At 58.8% G+C, this 16,276-nt stretch carries 16 protein-coding genes; 1 reads left to right on the forward strand and 15 read right to left on the reverse strand.

What is annotated here, in order from left to right:
• Positions 1 to 38: 38 nt before the first annotated feature.
• The 10 genes from RUM8411_RS09205 to RUM8411_RS09250 form a co-directional block, all read right to left on the reverse strand.
• A complete protein-coding gene (locus RUM8411_RS09205) occupies positions 39 to 1,028 on the reverse strand; it encodes a nuclear transport factor 2 family protein (RefSeq protein ID WP_085822412.1) in 990 nt (329 codons plus the stop codon).
• Positions 1,025 to 2,068 carry a LacI family DNA-binding transcriptional regulator gene (locus RUM8411_RS09210; protein WP_200818560.1) on the reverse strand — a complete coding sequence of 348 codons (1,044 nt, stop codon included), beginning with the start codon at positions 2,066 to 2,068 and terminating at the stop codon, positions 1,025 to 1,027. Before RUM8411_RS09210 ends, RUM8411_RS09205 begins: the two co-directional genes overlap by 4 nt.
• On the reverse strand, positions 2,068 to 2,832 hold the full coding sequence (locus tag RUM8411_RS09215) for an SDR family NAD(P)-dependent oxidoreductase (protein WP_085822413.1): 765 nt from the start codon (positions 2,830 to 2,832) through the stop codon (positions 2,068 to 2,070). Before RUM8411_RS09215 ends, RUM8411_RS09210 begins: the two co-directional genes overlap by 1 nt.
• The gene (locus tag RUM8411_RS09220; protein WP_085822414.1) at positions 2,832 to 3,884 is read right to left on the reverse strand and encodes an ester cyclase; all 1,053 of its coding nucleotides are present in this window, start codon (positions 3,882 to 3,884) and stop codon (positions 2,832 to 2,834) included. Before RUM8411_RS09220 ends, RUM8411_RS09215 begins: the two co-directional genes overlap by 1 nt.
• Complete coding sequence (hisD, locus tag RUM8411_RS09225; RefSeq protein WP_085822415.1) at positions 3,881 to 5,212, reverse strand: histidinol dehydrogenase; 1,332 nt, start codon at positions 5,210 to 5,212, stop codon at positions 3,881 to 3,883. Before hisD ends, RUM8411_RS09220 begins: the two co-directional genes overlap by 4 nt.
• A gap of 4 nt (positions 5,213 to 5,216) precedes the next feature.
• Entirely contained in the window at positions 5,217 to 5,753 is a 537-nt protein-coding gene (locus RUM8411_RS09230; protein ID WP_085822416.1) for an ester cyclase, read from the reverse strand.
• A gap of 129 nt (positions 5,754 to 5,882) precedes the next feature.
• Entirely contained in the window at positions 5,883 to 7,037 is a 1,155-nt protein-coding gene (locus tag RUM8411_RS09235; protein ID WP_085822417.1) for a carbohydrate ABC transporter permease, read from the reverse strand.
• 1 nt (position 7,038) lies between these two features.
• Positions 7,039 to 8,061, reverse strand: a complete 1,023-nt coding sequence (locus RUM8411_RS09240; RefSeq protein ID WP_085822418.1) for a carbohydrate ABC transporter permease — start codon at positions 8,059 to 8,061, stop codon at positions 7,039 to 7,041.
• A gap of 66 nt (positions 8,062 to 8,127) precedes the next feature.
• Positions 8,128 to 9,339, reverse strand: coding sequence for an ABC transporter substrate-binding protein (locus RUM8411_RS09245; protein ID WP_085822419.1), 1,212 nt, complete (start codon positions 9,337 to 9,339; stop codon positions 8,128 to 8,130).
• A 74-nt stretch (positions 9,340 to 9,413) separates the two neighbouring features.
• Positions 9,414 to 10,460 (reverse strand): ABC transporter ATP-binding protein, encoded by a 1,047-nt coding sequence (locus RUM8411_RS09250; protein WP_085822420.1) that lies wholly within the window; start codon positions 10,458 to 10,460, stop codon positions 9,414 to 9,416.
• A gap of 158 nt (positions 10,461 to 10,618) precedes the next feature.
• Here RUM8411_RS09250 and RUM8411_RS09255 point away from each other — a divergent pair, with 158 nt between their 5' ends.
• Entirely contained in the window at positions 10,619 to 11,623 is a 1,005-nt protein-coding gene (locus tag RUM8411_RS09255) for a nuclear transport factor 2 family protein (protein WP_085822750.1), read from the forward strand.
• Between the two features lie 27 nt (positions 11,624 to 11,650).
• Here the strand turns inward: RUM8411_RS09255 and RUM8411_RS09260 are convergent, their stop codons facing one another.
• The 5 genes from RUM8411_RS09260 to RUM8411_RS09280 all read right to left on the reverse strand — a co-directional run bounded on the left by RUM8411_RS09260 (position 11,651) and on the right by RUM8411_RS09280 (position 16,177).
• Positions 11,651 to 12,631, reverse strand: coding sequence for a hypothetical protein (locus RUM8411_RS09260; protein ID WP_085822421.1), 981 nt, complete (start codon positions 12,629 to 12,631; stop codon positions 11,651 to 11,653).
• A gap of 108 nt (positions 12,632 to 12,739) precedes the next feature.
• Entirely contained in the window at positions 12,740 to 13,192 is a 453-nt protein-coding gene (locus tag RUM8411_RS09265) for an SRPBCC family protein (protein WP_085822422.1), read from the reverse strand.
• Between the two features lie 106 nt (positions 13,193 to 13,298).
• Complete coding sequence (locus tag RUM8411_RS09270) at positions 13,299 to 14,111, reverse strand: XdhC family protein (protein ID WP_085822423.1); 813 nt, start codon at positions 14,109 to 14,111, stop codon at positions 13,299 to 13,301.
• A 12-nt stretch (positions 14,112 to 14,123) separates the two neighbouring features.
• Positions 14,124 to 15,311 carry a vWA domain-containing protein gene (locus RUM8411_RS09275; RefSeq protein ID WP_085822424.1) on the reverse strand — a complete coding sequence of 396 codons (1,188 nt, stop codon included), beginning with the start codon at positions 15,309 to 15,311 and terminating at the stop codon, positions 14,124 to 14,126.
• Entirely contained in the window at positions 15,311 to 16,177 is an 867-nt protein-coding gene (locus RUM8411_RS09280; protein WP_234995187.1) for an AAA family ATPase, read from the reverse strand. Before RUM8411_RS09280 ends, RUM8411_RS09275 begins: the two co-directional genes overlap by 1 nt.
• Positions 16,178 to 16,276 lie beyond the last annotated feature (99 nt).

The raw sequence follows: 16,276 nt of genomic DNA on the forward strand, positions 1-16,276 counted from the left end.
GCCCTCGCTGGAATTAAGGTGTTCAGGCACCTGAGGCATCACACATCCCCGGTCGCCAAAACAAGCTGTTTCCAGATCGCTGTTTCGTCAAACAGGGTCCATTCCCGGCGCAGCCTGATATCGCCGCCGATCAGCTCACCCCATTCGGCGTGGCTGATGCCCAGAACATAAAGCTCGGCCCCTGTTGGCACGCCAAACGCCCCCCAACCGTCATGGGTTCCGTGCAGGCTCCAGCGAATGGCAGATCGGGGCGGCATGTTCGGATCATCGCGCCCGATCTGGTGATGGATGGTGAAGGTGGCGCTGGGCATTGCCGCACGCAGCGACATCCAGAACCGGTCAACCGGATCGCGGCCATGACCGGTCGCGCCGCCGGGGTATTCGGTCTGAACCGCGCGATCATATGCGCGCTCGACCGCACCCATTTCCGCGCCCATCATTCTTGTCAGCAGATCGGCGTGGCGCTGTCCCCATTCATTGTCATTGCCGCGCCCAACATAAGGCCCGGGTAGGTCATTGTCGGGGGTCAGCGGCTTAACGCAGTGGTCCGGACCGCCTTCGCGGGCTATCAGATCGCGGGTGAATTCTTTTGGATCCCAGCCCATTTGACGGACCACGGCGCTGTTGTCGCGGATCAGCCATTCGTCATCAATGGCGTTATTTCGGGCATGGCAGTCGGCCAGAATACGATAGCAAAGCTTTGCGCCCGTGGCTTTGCCGAACAGACCATCACCAAGATGGGTGGCGGTCGACATGATGCGGTGGCTGGACAACATGCCCTCTTCCGGGGTGCCGGACCAGATCACATCCTCGCCCAGCAGGGTTCGGTCGGGAAACTCGGCCAGTGTCGCCATCGTGGCCCCGATCACACCCTGGTTTCCGGTCGAGACGCTGCCCGGCATCCGCACAACGATGTCGGGCGCATAGTATTCATGCAGAGTTGAAATACCCCGGTCTTCCCAGATCTCTTTGGTGATCCCGATTATATAGTCGGGAAAATCCCGGAATTTAGGATCAAAGCCCTTCATGTGTTTGTCCTTTGTGGTGTCCACCCCTTGGGCAACCGGGCCGAAGTCCGCACGACCAGCGGCCCATCAATGGCCACTTTCCGCGGTTTGGCCGTGGCCGGGGTATCGATATGTTCAAAAAGCGCGGCTACGGTTTCGGCCACCATCAGGTTCGCCCGTTGCCGGATCGTTGTCAGGTTATAGGCCGGCCACCCGGCAGGCGGTACGTCGTCATAACCCACTACCGAAACATCCTCGGGGATGCGCAGGCCCAGCTCGAACCGGATCACATCCATGACCGCAAATGCCATGTGGTCATTGGCGACAAACACCGCATCGGGCCTGTCATCCGGGGCTACATCAAACACCCGGCGCGCAGCGGCACGGGCGTCTTCGGTGTGAAACTCGCCAACATCGTGACGGAACAGGTCCTGGCCAGCCTCGCCCAGCGCTGCCCGGAACCCGGCCTCGCGGTCGCGCTGGGTCGATGCCCCCTGCCAGCCGGCGATATAGGCGATCTGTCGATGCCCACCGGCCACCAAGAACTCGGCCACTTTTCGGCCCCCAGCATAGTTGTCGGACGTGACCGTGGTGATGCCGTCCATATCCTGGCTGCGGTTGAAAAGAACGACAGGAACACCCGCCTGCTGACAGCGCATCGCAATGTCCGACGACATCGGCACCGAAGCCAGAATGACGCCGTCTACTTGGTAGTCGAGGATTTCCTCCATCACGTCGTCGATATTTCCGGCCGACCGCGAGGCCATGAAGATCAGGACGTGATAGCCCTGTTCCTGCAAGGCGTTGGACAGTTTCTCAAGCGCTTCGGGATAAAAGTAATTGTCCAGATATCCGACCACCAGACCGATGATCCGGCTTTTGCCCGACACCATCGCCCGGGCCAGAACATTTGGGCGATAGCCCAGCTGGGTAGCGGCTTTGCGCACCTTGTCTTCGGTCTTTTTGCTGACCGATGCGCCGGGGGTAAACACCCGGCTGACTGCCGATTGGCTGACACCCGCCAGCTGTGCAACCTGAAGGGATGTGACTTTCTCGGCCATCAGTCTGCCGTCCACCCCCCGTCAATCAACATCGAGGTACCGGTCACAAGCGCCGAGGCATCCGAGGCCAGATAGCGGACCGCGCCCATGATGTCTTCGACCTCGCCCACGCGGTCCAGCTTGATCTTGTCCATGATCCATGCGGCCCGTTCGGGGTCATCGAATGTGGCCTGCGTCAGAGGGGTCCGGATGAAAGTCGGGCAAACCGTATTGATACGGATACCCTGTTTGCCCCATTCGATCGCCATAGCTTTGACCATGCCCTCAAGCCCATGTTTGGTCGCGCAATAAAGCGCCCGGTCTACACCGCCCACATGGCCCATCTGGCTTGAGATATGAATGATCGAGCCGCGCTTGCCTGCCATGATCAAAGCCTTGGCCGCATAGGCGGACAGAAAGTAGGCCGCGCGCAGGTTGATATCTGTAACCGCGTCGAAATCTTCGGGCTTGGTTTCAATGGCGGGGCTGTGGCGCGCGGTGCCCGCGGAATTCACCACCACGTCAAAGACGCGCCCGTCGAACAGAGAACGCATTGCCCCAAGATTGCCCTGATCAACGACCTGCGCCTCGGTCGACCAGCCCTGCGCCTGCAGCGCAGCAACCGTTTCTTGCAGCCGATCCGCCCCGCGTGCCATGCAAACGACATGGGCCCCGGCCTCGGCCAGAGCTACGGCGCAACCCTGCCCGATGCCCGAAGACGCGCCGGTAACCAGCGCGGTTTTGCCGGTCAGGGAAAACGAAGGGGTGCGGGGCAGGTCAGTCATCAGCTCATTCCATCCGGTATTTCAATACGGCCCATGTTGCGGGCCTTATTGAATTCTCGCAGACGGGCGAAAACGTCAACGCCCAGTTGCGCATAGGCATCCAGAAGATCAACCAGCACCCAGTTCTCGCGGATTTTGCCGTTTTCCACCCGCCAGAAGTCAAGACTGCGCATGGTGATACGCTTGCCCGATGGCGCGATACCCATCCACCCATCATGGGTGACGGACTGGATCATGTCCGGCCAGCCAGTCACGCCCGCATAATCGCCGTCGCCAAAGAAGTGATAGGTGATGTCTTCGACATATTGCCCCCGATCCGGCATTCCGTTCAGGAACGGAATCTGATGCCAGTTGCGAAATCCCGAAATGCCACGCCCGGTGCCGATCCCCGAGGGGCCGTACCAATTCATCCGGGGGTGCCAGAACCGCTCTAGCTCCATCACCTTTGGCCCCCCTTGCGCGGGGTGCTTTTTCAGATGCTCAAGCATGTCGATAATGTGCTGACAGGTTGCCTGCCCCCGGGTCGCATCATAAGGACCCAGCACCAGCCCGTCTTGCGTCGCCGGGCCTGGCACATGCCATTCCCGCCCAAGACTTGGTGCCATCGGCCAGGCACCCGCCTGCATCATCACCTCTGGGATGTCCCATAGGGCCTGCATCTCAACCACCTGGTCATTTTCGAACCGGTAGAATTCGTGAAACCGCATGGTAACCTGATGGCCGGTCGGCGGGATATCCAACCAGGGACCGGTGAAGGTGCCGGTGTAATAGCCACCGCACCCGACCCAATCAGCCCCGTGTTCATCGGGGCCGGCCATCACGATATAGTCCCGGCGCTCAAGATCCGGCCAAGCGGTCAGCAACCCTGCGTAAGCGGTGTCAAAATGCGCCTCACTGCCAGCGGTGTCCCCAAACGGGTAACACAGGCGAAACACGGCATCCGGGGCGCTGATCTCTGCCAATGCTGCGCACACACTATCCTTATCAAAGTCATACATCGCAGCCCGAAGCGGCACCATCAGAGACTTGTGATGGGTGTGCCTGTCGGTCATTCAGCGGCGTCCCGATAGGGTGCCGGTGCGCCGTAGGGCACATTGATCCCGCCATAGCGACGAACCCGGATATTGCACTGCTCGGCATGGCCGACGAAGCCTTCCAGCAGACACAGGCGTGATCCGTATTCACCGATCAGCGTCGCCGCCTCATCGGTCAACACCTTCTGATAGCTGTGCGTCTTCAGGTATTTACCGACCCAAAGCCCACCGGTATAACGACCCGCTTTCTTCGTCGGCAGCGTATGGTTGGTGCCGATCACCTTGTCGCCGTTTGACACGTTGGTGCGAGGACCAAGGAACAGCGCGCCATAACAGGTCATGTTCTCAAGGAACCAGTCGTCGCGATCAGTCATCACCTGGACATGCTCGGATGCGATGTCATCGGCCACCTGCAGCATCTCGTCATAGGTGTCGCAGACAATCACCTCACCATATTCGTCCCAAGAGACTTTCGCGGTGCCCGCGGTTGGCAGAATACCCAGCAGCCGGTCGACCTCGGACAATGTGTCTACGGCCAACTTGCGCGAGTTGGTCAACAGCACGCAGGGGCTGTTATAGCCATGCTCGGCCTGACCCAGCAGATCGGTCGCACACAGCTCGGCATCGGCGGCGGTTTCATCGGCGATCACCATGGTCTCGGTCGGGCCGGCAAAAAGGTCGATACCCACACGTCCAAACAGCTGGCGCTTGGCTTCGGCAACAAAGGCGTTGCCCGGACCCACCAACATGTGCACCGGATCAATCGTTTCAGTCCCCAGCGCCATGGCACCGATGGCCTGAATGCCGCCCATCACATAGATTTCATGCGCGCCACCCAGATGCATGGCAGCAATCACCGCTGCATTGGGTTTGCCGTTGAACGGCGGCGTACAGGCGATGATGCGCGGTACCCCGGCGACCGAGGCCGTAGCCACCGACATATGCGCCGAGGCCACCATCGGGAACTTACCACCGGGGACATAGCAGCCTACGGACTGAACCGGGATGTTCTTGTGGCCCAGGATCACGCCCGGCAAGGTCTCGACCTCAATATCCAGCATCGAATCCCGCTGGGCCTGTGCAAAGTTGCGCACCTGTTCCTGAGCGAATTTGATATCGGCCAGTTCGCGGTCGGTAAGCTGGCTGATCAGATCGTCAATCTCAACCTGCGACAGCCGGAAAGACGCCGGTGAATACTTGTCGAAATTTTCGCTCATCGCTCGCACCGCGGCGTCTCCGCGGGTTTCGATATCTTTCAGCGCATCTTCTACCACAGCGCGGGTTTTGGCGTCGTCTTGCGCCCGGTCCGCGTCGGATTTGCCGCGTTTGAGATACTCAATAGCCATTGTCTTAACCCTCAGTTTGCGGATGGGGCGGCGTTTTCTCACCCCGGTCATAGGTTTCCCAGCCTTCTCCGTTGAACAGATCGACGCCCAGCTGAGCGGCAACATGGGCGAAATCGACATTCACCCAATTGTCGACGATTTTGCCATCGACCACTTTCCAGAAGTCCATGTACCGGATTTCAACCCGTTTACCGGTGGGCGCGATGCCGAGAAATTCGCCTGAATGAGTGGCCTCCTGCCGACCAAAGGCCGCGGCCCACTCGCCCATATACAGGCGAGCTTCATCAATGCAGGTCTTATCCGAAAATGCAGCCTGAAACGGGCGCTGCCAATTCTCCTGAAACTCTTTCAGGCCCGTTTTAGTGCCGCAGCCCTGATTGCCCAGCCACCGGAACCCGTCCGAGAAGAACTCGCCGATGTCATCAATGCGATGGTCGTTCAGACCGTCGACCATGGTTTCGATCACGCGGCGTGTGTCTTCGGTTTTACTCATGTCCGTGTCGCGGGTCAGGACCGCTTGTTCCGGGCGGGAACCTTTCATCTTTCTATCCTTTCAGGTTGCCAAGGGAGGAGGAGTTGGGACGTGCGCGCCAAACACTCAGAAAGTCCCTTGGCATCCTGTTCAGCGCCGGATGGCGCGACATGGCGTTATGTCGGGCATTGTTGCTCATCAGCCTTTGACCGCCCCGGCGGTCAGACCACTGACGATCTGGCGCTGGAAGATCAGAACAAGAAAGATCAACGGTGCGGTGATCGACACGGCAGCGGCCACCGCCACTACTTGATCGGTTGTTGTCGTCTCGCGGTTGAACATGCCGACGATGGCCGGAACCATCGTCTGGTTCTGCGCGTCCAGCAGCAACGCCGTGACAAGAAAGTCGTTATAGGCCAGCAGGAAACTGAACAGCCCCGTCGTGATGACCCCCGGCCACATCACCGGCATGATCACCCGACGAAAGGCCTGGAAATGGCTGCAGCCATCGACGCGGGCGGCCTCATCCAGCTCGGCCGGAATGTTCTGGAAGAACGAGCGCAACATCCAGATGGTGAAGGGCTGGTTGATCGCCACCAGAACGGCGATCACCGCAAAGGGTTTGCCGTAAAGTGTCGGCGCGTTCTCACCCAGGATCGGGGCCAGCCATTCGGCCGAGTTGATGAAGACCGGCAGATAGCCCGCCACCAGCACTGAATGCGGCAGCGCACGAAAGACCAGAGCCACGATCAGTATCCAGAAGGCCAAAGTTGAACCCGAGCGCGCCAGGCCATAGCCTGCCAACGTTCCAACCGTCAGGGATACGGTCACCACACCCGTCGTTACGATCAGCGAGTTCTTGAAGTTGTTCGAAAAGCCCCGGTCGATCCAGACCGTCTTGTAGTGCTCGGTCGTCAGGCCAAGAATGTCCCGCCCGAGGGGGCCAAACAGCGGATTCAAGACGTTCAGGACAACTGGCAGGATGACAAAAAAGACCAGCAGGAACCCCACCAAAAGAACCACTACGCCAGCCAGCCAGCCGAACCACTCCTGCCCGGGTTTGGAGTAGGATTTTACCATTGAGGGTAAAGGCTTGGTGGCTGCAAGAATTGTGCCCCAGATGACCGCAATACCCAGAATAATGTCGAGCAGCGACAGACCCTTGCCGACGCCCAGCGTGGCAGGCCCAAAAATCACGTTCAGCGCATTGCTGTCGAACGCATCGACCGGTGACTTGAAGCTCATCACCACGATCCAGAAGATCGGGAAGGCCGCGATCAGGCACCAAAGAGCCAGGAAAATGTTCGACGTCAATCGCAGACTGACGGGTTGGCGGAGCGCGCGCGAGGACATGTTAGTGGCCTCCTTTATGGTCACGCCAAGTCCGGCGCAGCGGGAAGATAAGCAGGATGACGACACCGATCATGGTCAGCATCGAGTTGGCCGACGCCCGGCTGATCGACCGGTTCCCGGCCTGATCCGGCGTCAGGTAATCAAATGTCAGCCACTGCAGAGAGATCACGTAGCCCTGGCTTGAGAAGCCGACGATTTCCTCGAACACCCGATAGCTGTCCATCAGATGGATCATCGACACAAAGATGATCAGCGGCATCAGATGTGGGATGACGATGTATTTCAGGCGCTGCCACCGGGTTGCGCCGTCGATCACCGCACTTTCCAGACTGTCCTGATTGACCGTCTGCAATCCGGCGTAAAAGATGATGGCGGCAAATGGCGCCACATGCCAAACGCGGTAGAGCATCATCAAAACCTCGATCGTCCAGGCTTGGGCAAACAGAGCGATATCGCGGTTCAACCACCACTCCATCATCGCCGTAAGGATACCGTCACCCCGGAACAGCCAGTTGATCGACAGAACGCCGATCACCGGCGTGATGATGAACGGCAGCAGTGAGACAAAGATGACCGGACCCCGGATGGACCGCGCTGCATTGTTGATCAGAATTGCAATGCCCAGCCCGCACACGACCACCAGAGGCAGGGTGATCAGAGTGAAGGTCAGGGTAAACCGCAGCGCTTTCCAAAAGTTGATCGTGGACAGCACATTCCAGTTGCCGTCGCTGATCGCCCGCCACGCACGTTCAGGTTCAAGCACATTGCGATAGCTTTGCAGCCCGACAAAATCGGTCCGGGTGATGATCTTGCCATCGTCATCCAGCTTCGGTTGTGACACCTGTTCGGTCACGCAGGTCTGGGTCAGAAAGCCGGGGGTGCAGGTCTCAGTTTCGACCGTCTCATAGATCGGCTGCGTGATGTAGAAGCTTTGCTTGAACACGCTGACCAGTGGAAACGCGATAAAGAGAAGCATCATAAAGACAGAGGGGCCAACAAAGGTGGCAAATGTCCGGAAATTCATGGCTCTGCCTTTCTCATGGTTCTCGGGGAATAGGGGCGAGAGGGCCGGAACCCTCTCGCAATTGGATCAGTTGCTGATCAGGCCAGCTTCTTTCGCGGCGGTGATGTAATCCGCCTCGATATCAGCCAGCGTGGTTTGTGCATCCTTGGCACCGGTCAGGTAATCGGCCAGACCGTTGCCCAAAGATGTGTGCATGATGCCCATCGGACCCGAAGCGGGATACGCCTTGGCGCCCCCTTCAGCCGAGGCCGCGGCCCCTGCAGCCAGATCGCCCGGCGTGTAGGCCGTGCTTAGCCAAACAGCGACATCGTTATTCGCGCTGACGGTGTCGGCATCCATGCCTTCCAGCGCGACACGGAAGGCGGCATCGGCCTCTTCATCGCTCATGTTCGTGGCCAGAACGATGCCATCCCACCAGATCGTGGTTGCGGGAACGGCTGACCCCATCGGGGCCGCGGCCATGGTGACCTTGCCGACCACCTGGCTTTCGGCCTCATCATTCATTGCGGCCGCACGGCTGGCCCACAGGTTCGCCATAGCGATCTTGCCCTGCTGGAACTGCTGCTGAACATAGGTGGAATCCGAGACCAGATATTCCGGATCCATAAATTCGGTCATAGCTTTCATCATCTCAAGTGCAGCGACGCCCTGATCATTGTTGATCGCAGGCATGTTTCCGTCACCAAAGAAGGACCCGCCTTCGCCCAGATACATGTTGATGAATTCCTGACCCAGGTTCCAGCCGGTCTTGAACGTGCCGCCGATCGGGTAGTCCATGACGCCAGCCTCTTTGATCTGAGCTGCGGCTGCCAGAACGTCGCCATAGGTTTTGGGTTCGTCGATCCCCAGGTCAGCCAGTACATCGTTGCGGTACATCAGGTGCTGGGCATTCACCATCATGGCGACGGCCATAACCTTGCCGTCCACCTTGATCAGTTGGTTTGGCAGCAGGTTCTGGCCGTACTTCTCGACCAGATCGTCCAGAGGGCGGACGGAGCCGGCATTCAACAAGGGCACCAGCGTGGCGTTCGACACGCCGCCGATCTGATACAGCGCCGGATCGGCCGCAAAAGCCTCGGGCTGCTTTTCGCGGAATTCCTGATCCAGCGACGCGCTGAAATTGCCGCATTCAGCCATCGCGTCCGTGACGGCCTTCCAGGCCTCGAAACCCGCAGACAGCGACTTCAACGGGACGTCATTTTCAAAGGAACAGGCTGCCCATGCGCCACTGGCAGCGATGGACATGGCGCCAGCCATGAGGATTGATCTAAGTTTCATAGGTTTCTCCCTGTCAGGATCGGTCCGTCGTCGACGTCCGGACCGGTGTTATGCCCTTATGGGCTGTTGTGGGGTCAGCCCCCGATCCGTGCACCACTTCCAGCTTCGAAGAGATGACAGATGTCTTTTGGCACCGAGAACGAGACCGGCTCGCCAATTTCGGCTCGGAACGTTTTGTCGGCCTTGACCGAAACCAGCGCACCACCCACCCGGACCGAGATCATGGTTGCATCGCCCAACAGTTCCAGCGTGTAGATAGGCGCGGTGATCTGGCCGCCGGCATCCGCAAGGCTGGCATCTTCGGCCCGAAAGCCCAGCGTCATTGGCCCGTCAGGTGCATCAACCGGAATCTCGGCATGGTCGGCGCGGAAGACGCCTCCGCTGACTTCACCTTCCATCAGGTTCATCGCAGGCGAGCCGATAAAGCCCGCCACAAAGGTATTCGCGGGACGGTCGTAGATTTCAGTCGGGCTACCGACCTGCTGCACCACGCCTTGTTTCATGACGACAACGCGATCCGCCAGTGTCATGGCTTCGATCTGGTCATGCGTCACATAGATCGTGGTCACCGCTAGTTCATGGCTGAGGTTCTTGATCTGCGCCCGGGTCGAAACCCGCAATTTCGCATCCAGATTCGACAGCGGTTCATCCATCAAGAACACGTTCGGCTCGCGCACGATGGCGCGGGCCAATGCCACACGCTGCCGCTGACCACCCGACAGTTCCGCCGGTTTGCGGTGCAGGAAATCGTCCAGCTCAACCATAGCGCTGGCGCGGCGCACCTTTTCGTCATGGGTATCGGGGTCAATACCGCGCACTTTCAGCGGGAAGCGGATGTTTTCATAGACATTCATGTTGGGGTAGAGCGCATAGCTTTGGAACACCATCGCCACGTCCCGGTCCTTGGGCTCCAGATCGTTGACCACCTTGCCGTCAATCAGAATATTGCCCTCGGTTGCATCTTCCAGACCGGCAATCATGCGCATCGTGGTGGTCTTGCCGCAGCCCGACGGGCCTAACAAAACCAGAAATTCCCGGTCCGCGATGGTCAGGTCGAAATTGTGGACTCCGACAAAGGAACCCCATCGTTTACCGACATTGCGCAATTGAATTTCCGCCATGATGCCCCCTGAAAGGATTCGCTTTGCATACGTTTGCAAAACTGTATTCTCCAGTTATCATTTCTGGCAAGACTTTTTTGCATACGTATGCAAAAAACACCGTAACCCGCGATTTTCAATCGCTAGAATCCGACACAACCATTCAGAAAAGCAGTAAGATAGTGAGCTTTCAGAAAGAAAAAACGCTGGTGTCCTCGTTCTTTGAGGCCCTTGATGCAACGTCCGATTCGGACTTGCCAGACGTCCTGCAGCAATTCTGCGGGCAGGATTTACACTGGCGTGGGTTCCATCCGTTCAACGAGATTTCTGGCACCCGCGCAGTGGCAGACAGGTTCTGGCAGCCGTTGAAAAACAGCCTGACCCGTATGCAGCGTCGGCAGGATATCTTTTTCGCCGGAACCAATTCTCTGGACCCGGTCGCGGATGTCTGGGTGGTGTCGATGGGGCATCTGATAGGGTTGTTCGACCATCCGTGGCTTGGAATCCGCCCCACTGGCAAGATGGCCTTTCTGCGCTATTGCGAGTTCCATCGGGTCTCACAGGGCAAAATCGCCGAGACCGCAATGTATTTCGATATTCCGCATTTGATGGTGCAGGCCGGGCAAAACCCCTTTCCACCCCAAACCGCTGCCCATCTGGTGCAACCCGGGCCGCGCACCCATGACGGTATTCTGACCAAAGACCAACCGATAGAAGAGGGTCGCAAAACACTCAGCACGATCAACGCCATGATCTCTGACCTTGGACAGTGGAACAGCGACCTGCCGTTAGAGGATGAGTTGGCCCGCACCTGGCATGACGACATGATCTGGTGGGGCCCCGAGGGGATCGGCGCAACCTACACGATCGACCGATATGCCAAACAGCACTCTGGCCCGTTTCGCGCGGCCTTCGCCGAACGCTCGGAGACCAACCACATCTGCCGTCTGGCCGAGGGGCAGTATGGCGGGTTCTTCGGCTGGCCAAATTTCACTGCCGTCCCGACCGGTGGATTCATGGGGATGCCCGCCAGCAGCAAGCCAGGTGAGTTCCGGGTGATCGACATCTATCGCCGTGCGGGTGACAAGCTGGCCGAGAACTGGATTTTCATCGACTTGCTGCATTTCTGGCGTCAACAGGGGGTCGATATTCTGGCGCGTACAACCGGGATTGAAGCATCCTGAGCTGAGCAGTCCCTTATCCGCAGCAAATCACGACCGCGTGGCCAGTTCGGTCATTTCCTGATGCCGAAGAGCCGCCTGCGCTTTCACCCGTTTGACAAATGCGGGCGGCAAGGCAGGCCCTTTCGCAGCCTGATAGGTGCCACAGGTGTCATCTCCGATCAGCTGGGCGTATTTAGCCCAGGTCCGAAAGGCAAAAACATCGCGAAGGCTGATCCGCGGCTTGGTATTGCTTTGGGTTTGCGGCGGTGGCAGTTTCAGGCGATCAAAATAGGTCTGCTCAACCTCTTGCCATTCGGCCGGTGGGGTAAGCGCTGATTGATCCTCGCCCTCGGTGTATTTGAACTCGGGATACTCTATCCCGTATTCCGAACATCCGTGCGAAATCTTTGAGTGGACGCCCGTTATCCCCACCTCAGCCAGGGTTTGCTGAAACGCGGCAAGACAGGTCTTCGCCTCGGGCAAGCTTTCGCAATAGATATAGGCTTTGTACGGAAACTTGATGCCATCGCGCAGCTCGATCATGCACTTGCGTGCATTGTCGCCATGCAGATCCAGCGCGAGTAGCAGGAAATAGGTCTGAAACATCGCCTCAAGATTCTCGGGCAGAATCTGGACCTTATAACAATCGTAGCACAGGCCCGGTATGACGCTGGTTTCCTTGAAGAACTTCAACTTCTCGCCGCAATAGGTCGGCTGCCCCTTGATAGTCAGGACCCGGCCAGAAAACACCTGCCCAATCGGCACAGCCTGTCCGATCCGCGCGGACTTCAGGATCGACAGCCACTGCCCATAGGCGGCGGCATTGTGGCTTGTGTTCAAATACAGGGACTGCCAAGCGGGGGGCAGAGACGCGCCGATTTTGGCCTGCGCCGTCCCAAAAGCACCAAGGGGTTTGCCCGGTGGTCCGGATAGGTCCAACAGCGTGACCAAACGCCGGATCGACGCCAGATCATCCGGCTTGATCGCCAACCAACCTTCGAGTTTTTCCAACTGAACTTGGTTTTTCACCCTGGCCTCCTGCTATAGGATGCGAGTGTGATCGCGCTGATTGCGGGCGACGTCAACTCTATTGCGCCGCGATCAGCAGGCCGGGCAGGCTGCCCGACCTTTTTCTGGTCAGGACACTGATTGTTCCGATACGATTTCACCAAAGCGTGTGAAAAACTTGCCCGACAGCTTTTTCGCTGTCCCCGCGATCAGGCGGCTGCCCAATTGCGCGATCTTACCACCAACATCGACCTTGGCTGTATAGGCCAGAACCGTTTCGTCCCCGTCTTCGGTCAGCGTAACCTCAGCCCCGCCTTTTGCGAAACCGGCCGCGCCGCCCTTGCCTTCGCCGGTCAGGGAAAACCCACCTGGCGCGTTTGATTTGTCCAACGTGACTTCACCAGCGAATTTAGCTTTGACCGGGCCGATTTTCAGAACAACCTTGGCTTCAAGATCTTCCGGAGAATTCTGGATCAGCTCCTCACAGCCCGGAATACACTCCTGCAGGATTTCAGGGTTGTTCAGGGCCTCGTATACGACAGCGCGGGGCGCCGTAATGCGGATTTCGTCACTGAGTTCCATTCATGATTCCTTTGTTCAACAACATCTTGGATAGACCAAAAGCGCAGTTTCTGCTGCCTCTTCCAAGGTTTGAGCCGGTCGCGCGGGCCAAAGGGCCTTCAGGCGGTTAAGCACGTTTCTCATCATCAGAAGCCTCCCTCGTCTTGTCCCTATTTCGCCACTGCACGATTTCCGCCAGGATCGACAGGGCGATTTCGTGCGGGTCAATCGCCTGGATATCCAGACCCGCCGGAGATTTAAGCTGCGCCGCACGCGCCGGATCCATCCCCTGCGCAACAAGTTTATCCGTCAGCATATCAGCCTTTCGCCGACTGGCTACCATGGAAACACGCATTGCATCCGTTTCCAGGGCGGCTTTCAGCGCTGTGGCGTCCCCGCTACCCTGCGAGGCGACGACGACAAAATCCCGCATATCGATCCCGATTTCGGCGATGGTTTCGGGGGTAAATCGCCGGACATCCGCGTCGATCTCAGCGTCTTTAGTCACGCAAACCCGAAATCCGGCCAACACGCCATGCGCTGCCAAAGCGATCGCAATCTGCGACTCGCCAAAGATCACCAACCGAGGGGCGTGTTGATAAGGCTCGACCAACAGATCAACCGTACCGCCCGAGGGGCATCCGCTTTTGAAGGTTTGTACACCGTCAGGATCGGTCATGTTCACCACCTTTTCCGAAGGTTTGACCCGGATCATCCGAGGCGCCCCTATGGCCAGCGCCTCTTGGGCTGAGCGCTGCACGGCGCGCTGTACGCACGCCCCGCCGAGATGCCCCAGAATGCGCCCGTCTTTTGTGATCGCAGCCTTGCCCCCCGCCTTGGCCGAGGTGGCATCCGCCGTGCGCAACACCGTGGCGACACAGAACGCCTCTCCGGTGCTGCGCAGTTCATCGATGGTGTCGAAAATATCAAAACTTGCCATATCGGGCTCCTGTCACAGCCTTCGGAACTGCGGTTCCAACGCCGCCAGCGCGTCCAACGTGTTGGCGGGCAGATGCGCATCCAGATAGGGTTCAGCCGCCTGCATAGCGGCCGCAATAGGTTGATAGTCGCGCCATCCCTTCAGCGGGTTCAGCCAAACGATGCGCCGTGCCTTGCGACGAATGCGCCCCAACACCTCGCCCAGCGCCTGCGGGTCCTGACTGCAATAGCCATCCGACAGGATCAGCACGATGGTCCGCCCATTCAGCGCGCGCGTACCGTATCCGTTTACGAAAGTGTTCAGGCTGCCCGAGATATCTGTGCCGCCCCCAAACCCCTCGGCCATCAGCGACAACCGACCTGCAGCCCGCAAACTGTCATGATCACGCAGCGCATCGGTTACCCGCATCAACCGGGTGTGAAACAAATAAGCATCCGCCTCGGTTCCGCTGCCGATCAGACCTTTGAGGAAGGCCAGAAACACCCGGGAATAGACGGTCATCGAGCCGCTAACATCACACAAAGCCACGATCCGCATTGGACGCGGCGGACGCGCCCGTCGATACAGATCCATCGGCTCGCCCCCGCGCGCAAGGCTGGCCCTCTGTATCCGTCGCATGTCCAGCGCCGGGCCGCGCAGCGCCTGTTTCCGCCGCCGCGACCGGCGATCCCGAATGGCCCGTGCCAATTTTGATGCAGCCGCTTCCGCCTGTTTCAGAGCCTCTTCATCCATCAATTCCCGCAGATCCCGGCGCGACAGGTTGGCCGTACGGGTTGCAATCAGCTGCCCGTCCATCCCTTCGGCCTCCCCGTCGCTGGGATCCGGAGTGGTGGCCTGATCTGTTCCGGGTTGCGTGTCGTCTATGCCCCGATCTTGCTGTTGCCAGATCATGGGTTTGGCGGATTGCACCCGCACATGCGCGGTCTGCGCCATGCCAGAGCGCTGCTTGCCCGCGTTGAACCAATAGGCGTCGAACAACGCATCAAAGCGGCGCCAATCTTCGGCATCTCCGGCCAACACCGCACATAATGCCCGCCGCACCTGCTGCGCATCCGTCGCCTCAACCGCCGACATAGCGGCCAGAGCGTCCCCGGTTTCCCGTGGTCCCACACGCATGCCATTCATCCGCAGATGCGCAATAAACCCCGACATGCGGTCCGCAATGCCTGCCGCACGAGAAGGGAATCGGGTAACCTGCATCACGCCACCTTCCCAATCAACCGGTCCATCACTTCGGGCGGGGCGGCATCATGATCCGCGGCGGTTTTCAACAGGCATACCAGCGTCGCCTGCACCTCGTTGCGGGATTTGGCCAGATCGTTCACCCCCAGACCGGACAACGCCGCCGCCCAATCCAGCATCTCGGCAATACCCGGAGTTTTCTCAAGCTCTTCCTTGCGCAGAGCTTGAACCACACCAACAATCTGCCGGACCAACTGTTCCTCTAGCCCCGGCATCCGGGCTCGTAGAATGATCAACTCCGTCTCTTGCGACGGATAGTCGAGGAAACTGTACAAACACCGCCGGCGCAAGGCGTCCGACAAATCTCGCGTTCCGTTTGCCGTCAGGATCACAATTGGGCGCACGCGCGCTTTGATGGTTCCCAGTTCAGGGATTGTGATCTGAAAGTCGGACAGGATTTCCAGCAGATAGGCCTCAAACTCCTCATCCGCACGATCAATCTCATCGATCAACAGAACAGGTGGATCCTCAGCTGAAATAGCCTCTAACAATGGCCGTTTCAGCAGATACTCATCCGTAAACAGCTGCGCCTCGCGGGTCCCCCCCTGCGCTTCGCTGGCCCGAATGGCCAGCAACTGCCGCTGATAGTTCCACTCATATATGGCGTGGCTGGCATCCAGCCCCTCATAACATTGCAACCGGATCAGCCGCGTTTCGCGCCAAGCAGCCACAGCCTTGGCAACCTCGGTCTTGCCAACGCCCGCCGGGCCCTCAAGCAGCAAGGGACGCCCCAACTCCTGTGCCAAATGCAAGGCCATCGCCAACCGGTCATCGGCAACATAGCCCTGCGCGGCCAGTCCTTTGTGCACATCACTCAAAGTCAAAACCAGGATCCCATCTTCATCTGGCTAAAAATATCCCGGGGGAGGTTCGGAGGGGGCAGCGCCCCCTCCGTTCGGTCGGACCGGCGACAGCCGGTTCGA

The organism is Ruegeria meonggei (assembly GCF_900172215.1).
GTDB classification, from domain to species: Bacteria; Pseudomonadota; Alphaproteobacteria; order Rhodobacterales; family Rhodobacteraceae; genus Ruegeria; species Ruegeria meonggei.